Origin of the sequence: Bacillus sp. DE0042 (assembly GCF_007680225.1) — a bacterium.
Lineage (GTDB): Bacteria > Bacillota > Bacilli > Bacillales > Bacillaceae_G > Bacillus_A > Bacillus_A wiedmannii.
In genome coordinates this window covers 1-19,018 of the sequence record NZ_VEJP01000001.1, presented here as the reverse complement: position 1 = coordinate 19,018, position 19,018 = coordinate 1, and the positions used below count along the sequence as shown (strand labels likewise).

15 protein-coding genes and 1 pseudogene are annotated in these 19,018 nt (G+C 31.3%); 5 read left to right on the top strand and 11 right to left on the bottom strand.

Annotation, left to right across the window (positions count from 1 at the left end; translation table 11 throughout):
* Positions 1-69: 69 nt before the first annotated feature.
* The 5 genes from FS802_RS00085 to FS802_RS00065 form a co-directional block, all read right to left on the bottom strand.
* Positions 70-723 (bottom strand): YdeI/OmpD-associated family protein, encoded by a 654-nt coding sequence (locus tag FS802_RS00085; RefSeq protein WP_098720428.1) that lies wholly within the window; start codon positions 721-723, stop codon positions 70-72.
* A gap of 153 nt (positions 724-876) precedes the next feature.
* The gene (locus FS802_RS00080) at positions 877-1,644 is read right to left on the bottom strand and encodes an arylamine N-acetyltransferase family protein (RefSeq protein ID WP_098653981.1); all 768 of its coding nucleotides are present in this window, start codon (positions 1,642-1,644) and stop codon (positions 877-879) included.
* Between the two features lie 138 nt (positions 1,645-1,782).
* The gene (locus FS802_RS00075; protein WP_078183525.1) at positions 1,783-2,307 is read right to left on the bottom strand and encodes a MepB family protein; all 525 of its coding nucleotides are present in this window, start codon (positions 2,305-2,307) and stop codon (positions 1,783-1,785) included.
* A gap of 84 nt (positions 2,308-2,391) precedes the next feature.
* Entirely contained in the window at positions 2,392-2,763 is a 372-nt protein-coding gene (locus FS802_RS00070; RefSeq protein ID WP_000403433.1) for a DUF4180 domain-containing protein, read from the bottom strand.
* Between the two features lie 171 nt (positions 2,764-2,934).
* Positions 2,935-3,627: an HAD family hydrolase gene (locus FS802_RS00065; protein ID WP_141547119.1), complete on the bottom strand. Its 693-nt coding sequence runs from the start codon at positions 3,625-3,627 to the stop codon at positions 2,935-2,937.
* A 446-nt stretch (positions 3,628-4,073) separates the two neighbouring features.
* Between FS802_RS00065 and FS802_RS00060 the strand changes: the two genes are divergently transcribed.
* The 5 genes from FS802_RS00060 to FS802_RS00040 all read left to right on the top strand — a co-directional run bounded on the left by FS802_RS00060 (position 4,074) and on the right by FS802_RS00040 (position 9,053).
* Positions 4,074-4,739: a response regulator transcription factor gene (locus FS802_RS00060; protein WP_000800743.1), complete on the top strand. Its 666-nt coding sequence runs from the start codon at positions 4,074-4,076 to the stop codon at positions 4,737-4,739.
* A complete protein-coding gene (locus tag FS802_RS00055; RefSeq protein ID WP_144524688.1) occupies positions 4,732-6,204 on the top strand; it encodes a sensor histidine kinase in 1,473 nt (490 codons plus the stop codon). The genes FS802_RS00060 and FS802_RS00055 overlap by 8 nt, the downstream gene beginning before the upstream one ends.
* Before the next feature lie 613 nt (positions 6,205-6,817).
* On the top strand, positions 6,818-7,834 hold the full coding sequence (locus tag FS802_RS00050) for a hypothetical protein (protein ID WP_098653976.1): 1,017 nt from the start codon (positions 6,818-6,820) through the stop codon (positions 7,832-7,834).
* 297 nt (positions 7,835-8,131) lie between these two features.
* The gene (locus FS802_RS00045; protein ID WP_098707566.1) at positions 8,132-8,668 is read left to right on the top strand and encodes a DinB family protein; all 537 of its coding nucleotides are present in this window, start codon (positions 8,132-8,134) and stop codon (positions 8,666-8,668) included.
* 202 nt (positions 8,669-8,870) lie between these two features.
* Positions 8,871-9,053 carry a hypothetical protein gene (locus tag FS802_RS00040; RefSeq protein WP_098653974.1) on the top strand — a complete coding sequence of 61 codons (183 nt, stop codon included), beginning with the start codon at positions 8,871-8,873 and terminating at the stop codon, positions 9,051-9,053.
* Between the two features lie 295 nt (positions 9,054-9,348).
* On the opposite strand, the gene FS802_RS00035 is transcribed toward FS802_RS00040, so the two are convergent.
* The 6 genes and pseudogenes from FS802_RS00035 to FS802_RS00005 all read right to left on the bottom strand — a co-directional run.
* A complete protein-coding gene (locus tag FS802_RS00035; protein ID WP_098653973.1) occupies positions 9,349-10,026 on the bottom strand; it encodes an ABC transporter ATP-binding protein in 678 nt (225 codons plus the stop codon).
* A gap of 11 nt (positions 10,027-10,037) precedes the next feature.
* Positions 10,038-11,471, bottom strand: a complete 1,434-nt coding sequence (locus FS802_RS00030; RefSeq protein WP_144524686.1) for an ABC transporter permease — start codon at positions 11,469-11,471, stop codon at positions 10,038-10,040.
* A gap of 614 nt (positions 11,472-12,085) precedes the next feature.
* Positions 12,086-12,685 carry an undecaprenyl-diphosphatase gene (locus tag FS802_RS00025; protein WP_098653971.1) on the bottom strand — a complete coding sequence of 200 codons (600 nt, stop codon included), beginning with the start codon at positions 12,683-12,685 and terminating at the stop codon, positions 12,086-12,088.
* A 424-nt stretch (positions 12,686-13,109) separates the two neighbouring features.
* Complete coding sequence (gene pulA, locus FS802_RS00015) at positions 13,110-15,680, bottom strand: type I pullulanase (protein ID WP_098720432.1); 2,571 nt, start codon at positions 15,678-15,680, stop codon at positions 13,110-13,112.
* Positions 15,681-16,165: 485 nt separating this feature from the next.
* A complete protein-coding gene (locus tag FS802_RS00010) occupies positions 16,166-17,869 on the bottom strand; it encodes a M4 family metallopeptidase (protein WP_098653968.1) in 1,704 nt (567 codons plus the stop codon).
* Positions 17,870-18,754: 885 nt separating this feature from the next.
* Positions 18,755-19,018 (bottom strand): annotated as a pseudogene (locus tag FS802_RS00005) (bifunctional metallophosphatase/5'-nucleotidase); the annotation flags it as partial.

The window sequence follows — 19,018 nt, the reverse complement described above, 5'->3', positions numbered from 1 at the left end:
CTGAAAGGAATTCTTTTTTCAATGTGCTAAGTGTAATTAATTGTTGCATCATTGTGACTTTCCTTATCGTTATTGTTTCTTCTTACGGAATAATTCAATTGTTTTATAGCCTTGTGAAAGGATTTCAATCATTTTCTCAAGACGTTTATCGCGTGTTTTTTCTTGTTTTACAGAAAATAAATTACGTGCCCAATCTTTTTGATATCCAGGTGTTAAACTTTGATAAAACGTAAGTTCATTTGGATGATTAGCCAATAGTGCTTCAACATCTTTAATACGATTTGCATAATCGGCAACACATTGACTCATAGCAGGCGTTTTCTTCTCTTTTTTCTTTTCGCGCTTTAAACCTACAACAGTAAAGACGTCGTCCATACTTACCATTCGTGCAAATTTAATATCACTCTGTCCTACATACCCATCTTCGCCAACGTTTAATGCTGGAAACATTTCATCACGGTGAATAAACGTACTGTAACGAGAATTACCTTTTTTCGGATACGCGAAGAATATGTAGCCTTTTTCAATTAGTAATTCTTCATTACTAATAATATAATTCGTTTGTTTCACCATTTCATCAAGTGTTTCTACAAAAATAAAAATAGCATCGTGTTCTTTTGAAAATGCAGTTTCTTTCCCTGTAAAAATGTCATAATCACTAGGTTCATGAATTACGACCATATTTGTATACTTATTAAGTTTCAATTTATCAATAATTGACATGAAAATCTTCCTTTACATTCAAAATTCATTGTACATACTTTTTCATACCGTTCTAGTGTATTATATCTATTAAGAAAATTAAACTTTAATAGTTATTTTAAATCAAAATTAATATAATAGCCGTTTCTGAATAAGAACCGGCTATTTGTTTTATCATAACTCAATTGCAAATAAAGTATATAAAAGCTCTCTATATTGATCTTCTGTAATTTCACGTTTCGTTTTTTCACCATGAATCATTTCAGTTAAACTTGTATTCGTTAAAGAGACATGGCCAGAGTCTGTTAATTTGACCGCAATGGGTCCTTTATTGAAAATAGATTTCTCATCTTCTATTACTCTTTTTTGAACATCATTCACTACTGCCTCATCAATCATACGATTATAAAAAGCATGGCAAACTTTCCACTCACCGTTAATATCTTTTCTTTCTAGAACGTAATTCCCTTTACTCGTATCTTTTCGTCTCACTCGATACGTACCATTTTTAGAAGAAACAGACTTGCCAGTAAAAGGTACAGGGACTAGAGGTACTAATGAAGCAATACCTACATCAATTAAGTATCGTTCGTTAGCATAATTTAAAATAATCGTTATATGTCCATCCTCAAGTGCCCATGCGTTTATATCATTTTTATATACAGTACCAAGGGCAAGTTGTACATCATAACCACAATCTTTTAAAAAGTAGTAAAAAAGAGTATTTAATTCATAACAAAGTCCGCCGCGGGATGTAGTTGAAATTTTATTCTGTAAATTTTCCATAGTAATTGTATTTGCATTACGTGCTATAACATCTAAATTCTCAAATGGTATAGTGTGCGCAAATGCAAAGAGAATTGTATTTAATTCTTCAAACTTCATTTCAGCACGGTTTGCAAGCTTCAATCTTGTAAAAAGCTTATGTTGTAGACTTGTCATAGGCAGCACCCCTTAAATTTTATAAGTTACTATAGTATATGCTAATTGTAAATTTGATGGGGTACTGAAACAATGTACATTTCGTTTAACTGTACCGGTACAAAAAGTCTAACTCACAAGATTACTTAAAAAAAGAAGCTACAAATACAAATTTAATAGTTTATCTATAGGTAAATTATTATGATCGCTTAAATCAACAAAATATTGAAGTTGCCATATTTGGCTCTTTTTAGCTTGGTTGCTAACAGGGGTATCCCAAATTGGATAAACTCTCATAGCCATCTTCCCTTTTTGACTTTGCGTTTTTAATATTTTTTCTTTAAGAAGAATTTCTTTAGGGAAAATAAATTGCCCTAGTTTATTATCATTTATACAAGTGATAACTAATAGTTCAGGAGCAGCGTTATAAGAAAAAGCTTGATTTTGCATATTGTCATCTTTCTCCCAAAAAGAAACAAATTGACCAATTTTATTAGGCGTAATTTTTGATACTCTAAAACGGATAGTTTTGTTATTTAAGTGAAATAAACATCCTACATATTCTGCGTTTTGCTTTTCTTCTTTTAGATTAGTAAGCATTAAATTGTTAGGTTTGTAAACTAAATTGTTTAAATTTCGGATTGTATCATTAAAATTGTACAAGAAAACTCCCCCTTTATTCATCTCTTAGTTTACCACAAACATCAGTTCTTATATGTTGTAAATAATAAGCGACATGAAAAAGAGGGAGATTTTACTATGGTATTATTAATGCTTCAATGTACTTAGTTTTTCAATTGCTTGTTGTTCAGTTGCTAAGTAAAAAATGTCTTTCCCTTTATTACATTCATAAATAAAATCCTTTAAGCTTTTACTCGTATACATAGAGAAATCTCCAATAATAGCAATCTTTACCTTGTAGTTTATAAACTTTTGAAGAATATCACCCGCAAGGCGTGTTTTTAAGTCAAAGAACTTTTCACTTATTAATGATTTGTCGATAATAATATGTTTCGCATCTACTTCATATTGAACTGTTGCCATAAGATCCAACGCAGTTTGAACATCGGATATTAGTACTTTATCATTTTTTATGACCGCAATATTTATTCCATCGATAACTAATTTCTTTATTTCCATAGTCCCACCCCTTTATTACTTACACAGTATGAGTAAATTTGTATTGCAGCTCTTCATATTAATCATAGTTCAAATTAGATACAGCGAATAAAATAGCCTCTTTTTATTTCAAATATAGATTATTTATAGTACTAATACGGTCAATGAAATTATTAAATATCGAGATTGGTTTTACTTGTTATAAAAATATTGTGGTTTAACATAACTCAACAAACTATCCAAAGTATTAATCTCGGCATACGGTTGTATTTCGGCAGTGTTCTTGATTATCTGAGGGTTAAACCATACGCCCTTTATATTTGCATTTTGACAACCAGCAATATCCTTTTCTAAGTCATCCCCAACAAATAAAGTATTTTCCGGTTGTACATTTAGCTTATTTAATGATAGTTCGAATATACGTTTATCAGGTTTACTAAGTCCCACTTCTTCAGAGATAATGATAGTATCAAAGTAATTGTTTAAATTCGTGTTAATTATTTTAGCTTTTTGTCTATGCGTTGAGCCATTTGTTATAATTCCAATTTTAAAGTGCCTCTTTATATGATTTAAGAAATGAATAGTATTTTGGTCTATTGAAAAACATTTAGGGAAATTTTCATTCCAAAAATCTTGGATATAATTGTGTGGCAATCTATATTTCGGCGCGAATTCATTAAATAATGATTCTAAAACTATCGTTTTATCACTAATGCCGTATTCCCTTTTATCGTATTCTTTGAATTTCTGTAACATATTGTTTTTGACTGTATCACTAACATCCTCATAACACTTTTCTAAAACAAATAAAAACAATTTATCTACTGCCTTATCCCTATCAAGTAACGTATCATCTAAATCAAACAGCATCGCTTTATAACCCATCAAATAATTTCACAACCTTTCTCACATGATTTAATAATCCCTTGTTCGCACCTTAGGCCTTTACTAAATTAGCAAAAAAACTAAAAATTTTGTGGCGTACGCTCTAGAATTTCGCTGGCTTCTTTTATATTTAAATTCATCTCCCTTTCCCCTTCTAGTAAAGTATCGAAAGTATATTTTCAAACAGTTAAAAAAACTACATACAATTTACATTATTATACATTATTTTTTTGTAAATATTAATCGTTCAGCTTTTTATATGATAATTTTTTTCAAGCAGACAAATATTTCTCCATAAAAAAGGAATATGGGTAATAATACTTTTTTATGGAGAATACACAATCTTGAAAATGGAGTTAATACGTTAAACGTCCTATGAAGTTTCCTACTGTATCTCCACATAAACTACAGATAGTACGGCTATAATGACTACCAGAGGTGATATTATGAAAAACTATCATATCCTCGTGGTTGAGGACGATCAAGAAATTCAGGAATTAATTAAACAATTTTTAATGACACAACAGTATACAGTGGTAGTTGCTTCAGATGGACTAGAGGGTATGACACAATTTAATAAGCAATCCTTTGATTTAGTTCTTCTAGATGTAATGATGCCCAATCTTAATGGATTTGAAGTTGCTAAAATGATTCGAAGTCAGTCAAACATACCAATTATTATGCTAACTGCGTTAGAAGAAGAGGAAGATCAAATGAAAGGGTTCGATCTTGGGATTGATGATTATATAACAAAACCCTTTTCGTTTCATGTTTTGATTAGACGAGTCGAAGCTGTACTTAGAAGAAGTTATGATAAAAATGTAAATAATTATTTGGTATTTAAAGAAGTGCGCATTGATGTTGATGCATATAGAGTATATGTAAATGATGTTGAAATTTTGTTAACGACAAAAGAGTTCGAAATTCTACAACTACTATTTCAAAATGAAAGAAAAGTACTTACAAGAGAAAATATCGTAGAAAAAGTTTGGGGATACGATTATTTTGGAGAAACACGAATAATAGATACACATATTAAAAATCTACGTAAAAAACTAGCTATCCCCTATATTAAAACAATAAAGGGTATTGGTTATAAAATTGATGAATAGAATTGTAAAAATCATGAAGATGAAGCAAATTACTTATAAACTCTTTATGACTACATCTCTCATTTTGTTATCCTTTGCAGTGTTGATTTATTTAACTTTATATTTCTTTCTCCCTACGTTTTATGAGCAATACAAAACAGATCAACTTCAAACAGGGATAAAAGAAATAATTGATAAATCCAAAGATCTTACGTTTCAAGATGCGATACCACTTTTTGATGAATACGCAAAAAAAAATAACGCGATGCTTTCGCTTCAAAATAAAGAAGGAATAATTATTTACTCGCCTTCATTTTCTTTTATTCAAAGTGGTACACAAACAACAGTAGTTACTAAAGCAGCACGATTTGAGAATGCAGGTACCATTAGCAATTCATATAATGTTACGGAACCAATTCAATTCCAAGATGGTAGTTTAACGCTTGTAGTGTTCGCAACATTTCAACCGATTGATGAAGCTTCGCAAGTATTAGCGCGCTTTCTCCCCTATATTAGTATCATTGTGATCGTAATTGGTATAGGGAGTGCTTATTTCTATTCCAGGTTTATTACAAAGCCACTTATTTATATTAATGAGGGTGCACAAAAGATGGCAAATTTAGATTTCTCCGAAAAAATTGAGATTCGCTCCACAGATGAGTTAGGAGAATTATCTAATAGTTTGAATGACATGTCTATTAACTTACAACAAGCTATGTTTGATTTAAAAAAAGCAAATGAACAATTAAAAAATGATATTGAAAAAGAAAGAGAAATAGAAACAAAACGCAGAGAGTTTTTTGCGATTGTAGCACATGAATTAAAGTCCCCTCTTACTGTAATGAAAGGATACTTAGAAGGGATGATATACAATATTGGTCCTTATCAAAATCGTGATCAATATTTAAAGAAAAATCATCAAATTATTGAAAGTATGGAACAATTAGTTCGTGAAATTTTAAGTATGTCAAAGTTAGAACAACACACTTTTAAACTAAAAATAGAAGAAGTTAATCTTTCAAAGTTAATAGGTACAATCACAAAAGATCTCGAATTTTTCGCTTCTCAAAAAAGCATCCAAATAATAAAAGAAATTGACTCTGACCTTTCTGTTTATACAGATCGTGTACTTTTTGAAAAAGCATGTAAAAATATTATCCATAATGCAGTTATGTATTCACCACATAATGAAAAAGTCTTTATAAAGTTCAGTAAGGATTCTAAAAATGGTCAAATCAAAATGCAAATTATAAATACAGGTGTTAATATTAAAAATGAAGATATACAACAAATTTTCAAACCATTTTATCGAATTGAAAAATCAAGGAATCGAAATACTGGTGGAAGTGGTTTGGGGCTATATATTGTTAAACAAATTCTTGAAACGCTAAATATAAAGTATTCTATAAAAAATATGGAACATAGTGTGCAATTTTGCATGAACATTCCTTTATCTAAACAACAAACAAACAAACTCCCCTCTTAGTAGGACGAGTTTGTTTGTTTTTGTAGCAAGTATAATCTTATTAGGGTTCAATAATTACTAAATTTTAATTGTTGTATATTTGTTGATTGCTTTTGTTAACCGTTGTAGAGCACCTTCATGTTCCATTGTCCCAAGGGTTAGTGTGTACCTATCTCCCCACGCTTCTTGTAGTAGTTCACTCACTCTCGCGTGGGTAAGAATGCCTAAAAACCTTTCATCTTCCTCTACAATCGCAATATCAAGCATTTAATCGTAAAGAAAATTTGGTAGAACGAAGCATTTTCTTTGATAAATTCCGCCGTATCGATTTAAAGGAAGGGATATTTTATTAATATAATCAATTTTTATTGTACAATTGTTCTTACGATATGAAAATACAGTGTAAAGATGAACCTGATAAATCATATACTTGTAGAATTTAAAAAGAGATTAAAACAAATCAATTTTCTGTATTTCAAAACAGTAATGTTCGGGCTGATATGGGCGAAAAACATCAAGGCTCTAATCATTTAAAGTTTAAACTGTATAAAAGTTAGAGTAAATGACGAAGGAAAAGACAGCTTTGCATTGTGCTGCACATTCAAGAATTAATTCTTACGTAGGGAGTGCTTATATGAAAAGCATAAAAAATGTAATATTACTAGTAGTATATTTCATATTTTTAAGTGGTTGTAATCAAGAAAATGAATCTGAGGTACAAGAATATATAAAAGAAAAACACGGTATCGATATTGTGGTAACAGATTGGAGCTCGATAAATGAAAATAATGGTGGTAATACTTATCATACTGTGCAAGAAAAAAACAACAAAAATTTCAAATTTCGAGTAAAGGTACAAGGCCTCCTCTATTCATATATAGTAGGTGATGAATACAAATATGGAAAAAAAACATATGAGGCATATCAGAAATTCCAACCAACTCTAGAAGAAATGAAAAAGTTAGGGTACGTGGAAAATGAAAATGAAAATGTTCTGCAATATATGTTGGATAATCAAAATCCAGAAGAAGGAAGCCCAACAGATGAGTTGCTATTAACTTTGCAAATGAGTAACGAGATTGACTTTAGCCAATTGGATTCCGTAGAATTAGATCGTTTATATGCCCTATTTCAACTGATTCAGAAGAATAATAAAAAGATAACAGAACTAGAAATTAAAGATCATACTGGTAGATCTTTAGGTGGACCTTTTAAAAATGTACAAAGAGTAACAACAAAAGAAGAACTGTTACAAACAATGAAATCCACAATGAAAGACCCAATAAACGAATACTGGAAAAATTGGATTAGAACGCAGACCAAAGTAGAAGAAAAATTACATGAAATGCAAAACGATCGATTTTCAATTGAAGGTATTACGTATTCAAGTTCGGATGATGAAAAATATCGAAAATATATAGTGACTTTAGTTATTAATACCACCAATACTATATTTGAAAATAATCTCCCTTTAATTGAGGATTTAATCAAAGTAACCACAATCCTTAAAGAAGAACTAAATACGAAAAACTTTGACATCAATTTAAAAAATAAGTCTGGAACAAGAAATACAAATTGGTTATCATCAAAAGAAATTAAAGAAGCAAATAACATCGAAGATCTTGTAAATGAGAAGTATCCTGCGAATTAAATGTAAATTCCTATTCATGTTTGTTATTTAATGTGAAATCAAGCTCTTTCGATTTATTATGAAAACTTACAAAATACTTAAAAACCCCCAACAAATCTTTAGCTGTATAGAGAAAATGAGAAATAGGGTCCTATTCATATGGGACTCTATTTGTATATCAAACTTATTTAGGTGTTTACACATACGCATTGTAAATTCATTGTTGTTTCTATTTAATGTGAAATCAAACTTTCAGATTAATTTGGAACTCTTTTATGATAAGCTATATGTAAAAATTAAATATAAAGGATGATTCGTATGCAAATAAGACCAAAGATAAGTGAATATAACTCCTATTATGCAACGTATATTAACTTGGTATCAGACGGAAATATCATACATATTCTAGAACAACAAATGAAGAAAACGAATCTTTTATTAAAGGGAATTTCTGATAGTGAGGGACTTTTTCGGTATGGTCCTACTAAATGGAGTATAAAAGAAGTACTCGGTCATATAGCGGATACAGAACGTATTATGGCGTATCGATTGCTATCTATTGCTCGAGGCGAGACCGCAGAACTTCCAGGCTATAATGATGATATGTATGTTCTTAGAGCTGCTTTTGATAAGCAATCTATGCAAGTTCTTCTTGAGAATTTAATAGTTGTTCGCCAATCTACCCTGTATTTACTTAGAATCTTAGATAAAGAAGCTTGGTTACAAAGAGGAAATGCGAACAATTCTGAAGTTACAGTACGTGCATTAGCATACATCATTGCTGGCCATGAGCTTCATCATATTCAAATTTTAAAAGAACGTTATCTTGGTTCTGATGCACATCCAGCAAGTTAATACTTGAAGAAAAAGAGTCCTATTTAAGTAGGGCTCTTTTTCAGTATTTATAAAGGATTAGTGCTTAGAGCCATGACTAATTAAACGTCTTTATTTATAAAATTCACCACATAAGATGTAAGCTACCCCCTTCTATTCTGTACATAATTTTCTTCAGGCTGATATACTATAAACACAATAGTTCTAGAAAGGTGATGATGTTATGTATGAACAACAAAATAATAGGGATAGAGATCAAAAAATGATGTTTTCTATGCAAGGAGTTCCCACAAATAAAATTAACATGAATCAATTACCTAAATGGATTAGAATCTTCGGCTATTGTGCGTTTGGTTGGATAATAGTATTTAGTTTAATTATGATTGTAGGTTTAATTCTGCATTAACTATGCAGGTACATAGGTAAACGGGACGATATTTAGATCATGCATCTAAGTAATGTCCCGTTTTTTATGTGTAATTATCCCATGATATAAGTAACCAATTATAATAAAAAGAACCTGTAGAATATCCTACAAGTTCTTTTTCAAATATTGTTAAAAAGGAAACATCAAACTATCTTAACATTCAATACAGGGAGACCATTTTGATTATGGCTTGATTTTATTATCAATCAAATATAAGCTTTTGAAAGGGCTACATTTTGAAAATTATGTGAATTGAACAGCTACGATGTTTATATTAGATTTCATTTACGACCAACTTCTTCTTACTTAAATACACTGCACGATCTGATTTTTTAGCAACTTCCTGTGAGTGCGTCACAACAATAATGCATTTATTCTCTTTATGTGCAAGTTCTTGAAACAGTTCTATTATATCCATTGTGGTTTCCTCGTCGAGGTTTCCTGTCGGCTCATCTGCAATCAGTAAATCAACATTACAAGATAGTGCTCGAGCAATTGCTACACGCTGTTGTTGCCCACCACTTAGTTGCAAGACGTTTCGTTTCGCTTCAGCTTCTGTGAGTCCTACTTTCTCTAATAACTCTAATGCCCTTACCGTCTTATTTTTCACTTTAACACCTGTAATTTCCATTGCTGTTAAGACGTTTTGAAGAGCTGTCATATAGGTAATTAAGTTATAAGATTGGAAAATTACAGATACATTTTGATTACGGTATCGATCCAAACCAATTTTTCTAATATCTTTGCCATTATACAGTACATAACCATTTTTAGGGACATCTAGTCCACAACCTAAACTTAACGTTGTCGTTTTACCAGATCCAGATGGTCCTAAAATCGTGTAGAAATGCCCTTTTTGAAAAGAAAAGTTAACATTGTCTAGTATCGCTACATTTTTTCCATTACTTTCATAAAAATAATCCAAATTTTTAAATTGTAAAATTGTTTCCATATTATTCCTCCTTATTCATCTTTTAAAAGAATTTGTTTTGGATTTAAACGTAGAATTGATAATGCTGGAAGAAGCGTTGCTATTATAGCAATAGCTAGTCCAATCCCCCCCATTTTCCCTACATCTTCTCCTGTTACACTTACATCAATTTTATCAATTGGATCTTCTTTTTGATTTTGTAGAGTACCACCAGGTCCAGACATCATTACAGTACTATTATTTCGCATGGTGTCCGTTTCTTCGCTTGTTGTAGCAATTTCACTCGAAAGTAAATTATCCCCTATAAATTGAGAAACTTTGGCTCCTGTTGTTATGGATACTCCAAATGCTAAAATAGCGATACATACTACTTCTACTACGAACTGTGCCATCAGTTTCCACTTTTTCTCTCCAATAGATAACAGAATCCCCATTTCCTTACGACGTCCTTTAATTGATAGCATAATGATTAATCCTAAAATAATCGCACCTGCAATCGATACAATATAAATAATCATTTGAGAAGTCGAAGAGATATTTTCGATAGGACCAATCATTTGCTTGTACAATGAATCATGCGCATCTAATTTATAATAATTAAAATCAATATTAGATTTTTTTGCTTCTTTTTTAAATGCATCAATATATTGTGGATCATTCAAGAAATACACGACTTGAACACTACTTATACCTTGGTCTACTTCTAATTTTTTCATAGTTGAATGCGGCATATATAGTTTATTAGCTGGATCCATAATAGGAGGAGCCTGTTGACCCATTGCTTGCTCATTTGTTTCGTAAATACCGATAATTTCAACCTCAAGGGTTTCCTTCTTATCTCCTGATTGCACTTTAACTTTGTCTCCTACTTTCAAATTGTTTACTTCCGCTAATCGTTTTTCCATTAAAGCTACATTCTGATTCTTCATTTGCTCTGAAATTGGTTTTCCATCAATGATTTTACTTTTTCCGTTTTTAAAGCTTTCTTGTAATGCAGTCTTGCGAACCCCCTCAATCATAAAAGAAGCATTCATATCTATTTCTGTACCAGAGCTTGAACCGCCTCGCACAGCCGCCATTCCCGCTTTACCTTTTCCTTCTTCTTCTCCTTCTGAAGCTCCTACTAGTTTAAGTCCATCAGAAATACCGAAAGTGTTAGCTATGTAATTATAGTCTTTTACATGCTTGGACTTCGCTAATTGATCTGTTTCTTTTGTGTTAAGCTTCGGTGGATTAGGCATCTCTCCAGTTTCCCGAGCTTGTTGACCTAATTTGTCAAAATCAAGACTTAAAGTAACATCTGCACCTAGTTTTTTTCTTGCAGCATCCGCAGCTTTTTTTGATGCATTTTGGATTGTGAACCCTGAAAGAACCAAATTTGTAACAATCAGAAAAACTGCCATCAAAATTAATGATGTTCCTATCCTTTTTTTCATACTGAGAATTGCACGTTTCATAAAATTCATTTTTCTTACCTCCTTGATAACTCGTATTCTATATAGATTATCTAGAGTTTAAATGGAGTTAATCGGTAGTTTATCTAGAGATATAAGGAGTTTATGTGTAGTTATTCATTGGCTTAGTCAAGAAAAACTAAAAAACCAAAAAAACAACCCAAAATATAATCAGTTTTGAATATTGGTAAGAAGTTTGTCTATTTAAAGGACTTATAGAAAAAGAGAAAATTAAGCTTAATTTAATGTATGTAACATAAAAAAATATTTATTGTGTAATTTCTATGCAATAAACATAGAGAACCCTATCTGAATATCTATATGTGATTTTTTATGTTTCTCAAAGAAATCATGTCATTTTAAAAGGTGCACCTTTTAATAAAAATATAAGTAAGTTAATGTTCTCTTATATGGGGTAGTACCACATGCCCATCAACCTATACCTCCAAAACAAAAAAATAAGCTATTTTGAATGGTTGGATAAAATTGAACAAACTTATATTTAACTACGGGGTCCCGATATATCACTATCAATCTAATATTTTGCAATATCGATAAAACGAAAAAGACGTTATCCTTTCCTATAATTCTACAGAAAGGATAACGTCTTTTTTATACTTGTATACTCAAAATTCCTTTGAATTGTTTTTGGATGGTAAAACATGTTTCTCTACTCTTTCATATAGAGTAAGCAATTGAGTGATAAAAGAAAATTTTGGTACTAACCAATAAGAAAACAATGCTGAAACACATCCTATTAAAGCCCCTATTGCAACATCAAAAGGATAATGAACCCCTACCCAAATACGGGAAATCGCTACACAAAATGCAAGTATAAGCCATAACCATCCAGTTTTTGTACGAATAAGCCAAAACGAAAAACAAATTGAAAAAAAGAGAATCGTATGGTCACTAGGAAATGAATTATCTACAGCATGGTCGACAAGTTTATTCACATCAGGCAATACTGCAAACGGTTGATAATTTAGATGAAATTTCCCCGTTATTTTTCCAATCACCTCAGCAATTACAAAAGCAGTCATCGCTTGAATAACCATCATCCTACTTTTTCTGGGCCCAGTAAACCAATAAGCTAAAATAATTAAAGCAAAAATATATACCATATACTCTGCCAAAAATACCATGGTTGAGTTTAGGAATGAATATTGTTTACCTAAATCATTAATTGCTCGAAAAATATCAATATTGAATTGAGAAAATGTCATTTTCAAATCCCTCCTTTTTAGTAAGGTGTTTTACTGATTGCCATATACCTTCATTACATGAATAGTTTTGGTTATTGTACGCACCTAAAAATATCAACCTCTTATGACACCGCTTTCTTCTTTTTTACTTTAATAAAAAAAGAAAAAGGAAAACATCGAACTTTCTTACAAACATTCATGCATTCTTACAGTTTTGTCATTTTCTTGTCACTTTGTAAATTGGTTCATCGTCTTGCCTTTAGCTATTTTCAAAAACTCTTATATCTACAATTATGTAAACCCTAATTACACATAAAAAAGAGAAGAACTTTGGTGAGTTCTTCTCTTTTTGTTTATTGAATTGTAATAAAATTACAGTACGTGAAATTATATTACTTTAACTTTAAAAGCGAAGTAAAAACAACCTTCACTTCGCTTTTTGCATTTATTTAATCGGTTTCTCTGTTTTTAAAACTAATGAACTTAATGCGGGAACTTTAATTTTATTATCATGGACAACGTAAAGTGTTTTACTACCTGCCTGTTTACCGTCTACTAGTACTTTCCAAGGCCCTTTCGATGGAAGCGTTATGTCAATGGTTTCTCTATTTGCATTGTGAGTCACTATAAAGTATTCATTTTTATTCCCATTGCCCTTTCCATTTATTGAATAAGCCACAACATTTTTGGGAGTATCCATAAAAGCTATATGTTTTTTTATTTGTTCTGCAGATGTCATTCGAAAAGCTGAGTACTTTTTGCGTAAATCTATTAAGCCCATCATATATTCTACCTCATTATTAAATGCTGCACGGCGCAACCAGTCCATCTGGTTAATTGAATCTGGAGATTTGTAACTGTTATGATCACCATATTTCGTGCGCATAAACTCTTGTCCTGCATGTAAGAATGGAATACCTTGTGATGTTAATAAAATTGAAGAAGACAATTTGTGCATTTGTTTTCGCACTTCTTCACTGTCACCTGGATTAGTCAACTCAAGTTTGTCCCATAATGTATGATTATCATGTGCTTCCACATAAGTGAGTACCTGCTCTGGATCTTGATAAGTAGACGAATTTATATCGTAGTCAATGCCTGCCGTAATCCCTTTTTTAATACGGTCTTCCATGTCGTCCTTTCCATTTACAAATCCATTTTCCTTCTCCTCAAATACACTACCTTTCAATCCATCACGTATATTATCGTTAAAATGAGCAATCCCTTTCATTTTCTCCGCATTTTTTTGATTTGCTTTCAACTCAGCTGCAAGAGGTGTATTTAAATCCCAACCTTCTCCATGCAGTATAATAGAAGGATCAATTTGATTAACAGCATTACGTATTTCATTCATTGTTTCATAATCATGGATACCCATTAAATCAAAACGGAATCCGTCTAAATTATATTCTTTTGCCCAATATGTGACCGAATCCACCATAAATTTTCTCATCATTTTTCGTTCTGAAGCTGTATCATTGCCTACTCCGGTTCCATTTGCAAATGTTCCATCTTCATTGTAACGGTAATAATAACCTGGAACTAACTTATGAAAATTAGATTCAGCAGCATTATACATGTGGTTATATACTACATCCATTACAACACGAAGATTATTATCATGCAGTGTTTGAATCATTTGCTTTAATTCAGTTATTCGAACAGTTGGCTCATATGGATTTGTAGAATAGGATCCTTCTGGAACGTTGAAATTTTTCGGATCATATCCCCAGTTATATTGTGGTTCGTTTAAATTCTCTTCATTTACTGATGCATAATCAAATATCGGTAAAAGCTGCACGTGCGTAACACCAAGATCTTTCATATGATCAAGGCCTGTTTTCACACCTTCAGGACCTCTTGTTCCTTTTTCTGTTACCCCTAAATATTTTCCTTTCTGTTTAATACCGCTTTCGGGCTGAATAGAAAGATCACGTACATGCAATTCATAAATAATAGCATCTTCCGGATTTTTAAATTCCGGCTTTTTGTTTGCCTTCCATTTTTTCGGATTTGTTTCTTCTATATCAACAATTGCACCTTTATCTCCATTTACAGAAGCAGCGCGTGCATACGGATCAACTGCTTCAGTCCACTTATCACCAATTTTCACCTTATACGTATAATAGAGCCCTTTTTGGTTCCCTTTAAGTTCTGCTTTCCAAGTTCCTTTTTCACCTTGTTGCATGTTTATTTCAGTACCTATTTTATCGTTCCATTTTTTATATGTAACTAACTTCGCTTCACTCGCAGTAGGAGCCCATACACGGAACTTCGTATGCTGAGGCGTATATATATTACCTAAATCGTTACCACTATAATAAAATAATTTATCAAACTCTTCGCTACGAATGACTTTACCGATTTCAGTATTCGTATCAGCAACGTTTTCTATTTTAACTTTGTATGTCTGTTTTAAATCAATTTTCTGTTCTGTAATTATTTTTACCTTATTAGTAATATCTCCACTGTTTATATCATAAGGACTAATATCCTTAATTTTAATGCCTTCAATTTCAATATTCCGTTCTTTAATATGAAACGGGACATTAGTCGTTACAGTAATTTCATTAAAACTATCAATCGTTGCTTTTTGAATTGATAGATCCGAAGAAGGCTTAGAATTATATACTTTTTCATCACCAGAAAGAATCCAGACTTCAGCACGACCGTCCTTTATATTTTCAATCCAACGATCGCCACCATCTTTTTCCCACTCATTCGTACGAATGATAAATCCTACACGATCATAGTCATCATCTATATTAATCTTAGCGTACTTTCCAAATTCATCTTCACCAGTAAATTCATATGATTTACCATTCGCATTTTCTCCCCATAACCAAAGGTTCCAATCCTTTGTATTTCCAGACTGTTCTTTGTAATGAATGATAACTTCAGTTGTTTTCGAATTTGAAACTGCCTTTACACTTTGAAAAGAGAAAACAGAGGATAACATAACGATTATAGTAAGTAATAAAACTGATTTGTTAATTAATCTTTTTATCATTTGCACCACATACACCCTTTCTTTAAATAGTACGCACGATTTAATATGTTCGTACTAAATTACACTACTTAAATTAATCTAGAAATCTCTTTTATCCCCCCCCCATATTGGCAATTTTTACATATGGATTTCCATGAACTTTTTAATGCGAAAACGTTTGCATTAATGTTTAAAAAAATAGATTTATTTATGTCTACATATATTTGTAAATACTAAAAGATCAGGGAAATCATTTTAAAGCAATCGTTTGTTATCGCTTTCATTTTATAGCACTTTCTATTAAGAGGTCAATATATTATTAATTTTCTGTTTTTATATACTTTAAACCTTATATATGTGTCGTAACTTCATAAAGATAGACAACCTAATTATTGCTTATTAAGTGTATTTTCAATCATACATTGCTGTATAAAAAACAGCTACTATCTTTAAAATGACAGTAGCTGTTTTTCATAATGTAATAATATATGAATGAAAACTATATTTCTAACTTACTTAATTTTCGCTGCATCAAATGCCTTTTGAACTGCTTGAACTTCAGCAGTATTTGCTCCATATTTATTAGTTGCCACTCGAATACATGCTGATCTCAATTCTTTGAAATTAGAAGTCATGTTTAACTCATCTGTATTTGCATAATAGAAGATATCAAACATTTTATCTTCACCAATCCCTTTAACAGTTACACCGTTATGAGTTCCACCTTTTGCAATGAGATATGCAATTTTATTAATAATACTTGAATTAAAATGAACGCCACCTTGATCCCATCCATTAAAATCGTTAAATTCACTGTAATCATCTGGATAAGGTACTCCAAGTGAAGATGGAACAGAAGCCGGGTTTTCCATATCACGGAAAACAGATCCAGTTTGTTCTCCCATCGTCCAGTTAAAGCTTCCATTATTTACGTATTTCTCAATAGATGTTCCCATAATATCAGATAGCGCCTCATTAATCGCACCAGATTCACCGTAATATTCAAGATTAGATTCGCTAGAAGTAACTGCATGTGTAAATTCATGGCCAGCTACGTCGTAAGCTTTAACGATAGGATCTCCGTATACAAGCATACTTCCATTATTCGCACTTAATGCATTCTGCCAATTTTTCGGATCATTCGTATCTCCAGAATCCCAAGCATGTACAACTGAAACTACCTTTTGTCCCTTATTATCAAAGCTATTACGCTTGTATTTATCTTTATAAAAATCAAATACTTTTGTTGCTAAGTAATGAGCACTTACTGCTTTTGGATCGTTAAATGTTGTCGAAGTACTAGTTGCTAATGTACCAGGATAATAGCTTTCTTCTTTAGTAATGTCTCTATAATTCACATCATATGTTTCAATTCCTTGCCCTCTTGTATAATCAGCAAGAGCATATTTGCCATTACTTTGTTGAGAGATTCCAAATGTACGTGATATACCTAAATCATCTTTTCCTGTTCCAGTTAATGATGTAAGATTGCTTTTTTTACTTTTCTTTAATGCTCCAACTAGTTTTTCACTTGCTTTTAAGTTAGATTCTTGTACCATATTTTTTAACATATCACCATTTTGTGCATTTACTAAATAAGTTCCGGAAACATATTTTGGTGTTGCAGCTTCAAATGTAACCTGGTATGCATTGCTAGCTTGTCCATTATTTTCATCAACAAAAATAACTTCTTTAACTTCTGGCTCAGAAATAAAATTGATATCGTTCCCGTACTTCGTATAAATATATTGTTTTGCTTCATCTTTTGATAGATTAATAGGTTTTTTCAATTCTTCTTGTTTTAAATTTTGCGCGCTATCGCCTGAAACACTTTTAATAACACCGTTATTATCTACGTGTGCAGTTAATTGATGGCCATATACTTCTTTTCCTTCGTATGTTTGCTGTATACGTACAAGTGTAGTTCCATCATATGAACCACGTTTTTGAAGAACTTTATAATCTACTCCTGTTTCTCCATTGACTTGCTTTGGAGAAAGAGCTTGTTCTGTTTTCTCCTTAAGAGCATCTTTTACTACATTCTCTGGTGCCTTTTGTGACGGTTGTGTAAGTTCACCTGAACGGAACGATTCTTCCTGAATTTGAACTTGTAGTTGATCTGTTTCCTCAGCATGACCTACTCCGTATGGTGCTACAGCTGTTAAAGCTAAGCCTGTTGTTAATGCTACCTTAGTTAATGTCTTTTTGTTTTTCATTTTTTCACCTCGTATAATTTTTGAAATAGAAAGCTTGTACAAAGTATACTGTCTATTCCTGTCGGAAAAAAGAGAAAATACACAATTTATGTAACATTATGCAAAATTACATATATGTGGTCGATGATATAAATAAAGAACGACACATATATGTATATTAATTTCAATAAAACAGAGCTCTTTTAGGCGCTCATCCAATTGGTTAGTTGTTAATTATCTATATTCATTCTAATCAAAGTACCCTTACATCTAAATAACAACATAAAAACCCACTCTTTACTATTTTAAGAGTAGGTTTAATGCTATTAAAATAACAATTATTATAGGACATCTTATAATTTATATTACTTATTTAAACTTATATTTCGGACATGAAGTTGATTTAGGATAAAGATGGATCAAATGAATACTAATGACCTTGATAAACAAGAAAAAGAAAGTGCGTGTTTTGTTTTATGATATATATAGTATATAAATACTTTAGTGAGGCAGCGCATCTACAATTTAGATTTTTTAATATAATGTTGTTATGTATATAGCTACATGGATTGTAACATCATGAGATAGCTGAAGTCTCATATGAGTTTCAGGCTTTTTTATTTTGTCAAAAATATCTTTAATTTGTCTCCCATTTAAATATAGTAAAGGACACATCTATTGCATGTTATTAGCTCAAGGTATGTTCTTTTAAAGCATATTATAAATATGCATAGTAAGAAATAAAACCAAAATTATTCAAATAAAAAATCCCCCGGATTTGTTTAATGATCCAGGGGACTTTTTATCGTTGATTCTTTATATTTCCATACCAATCACAAACTTTTTTTAGGATAATGGTATGTCCAAATTTAATAGTTTTTTGCACGAAAGCTATCTATTTTATATTTATTTAATTATCCTACTAAGTTTTTTGTAAAATTCACCTTTTCTTTTTACATGATTAAACTGATTTGGATTAATATTAGCTTTTTGTGAGAGTGCTACAATCTCTTCTTTTGTAATTGAATCTTTAGTATTTATAGATGCTATATTTGTATATTTTCCATCTTCAGTTTTTGGAATTTCTAAAATTCCTTTATTTACAAGATCCACTACAGCCTTATGCTCTGAAGAATGTGTATTCACGCCAGTAATTTTCCAATTATGCAT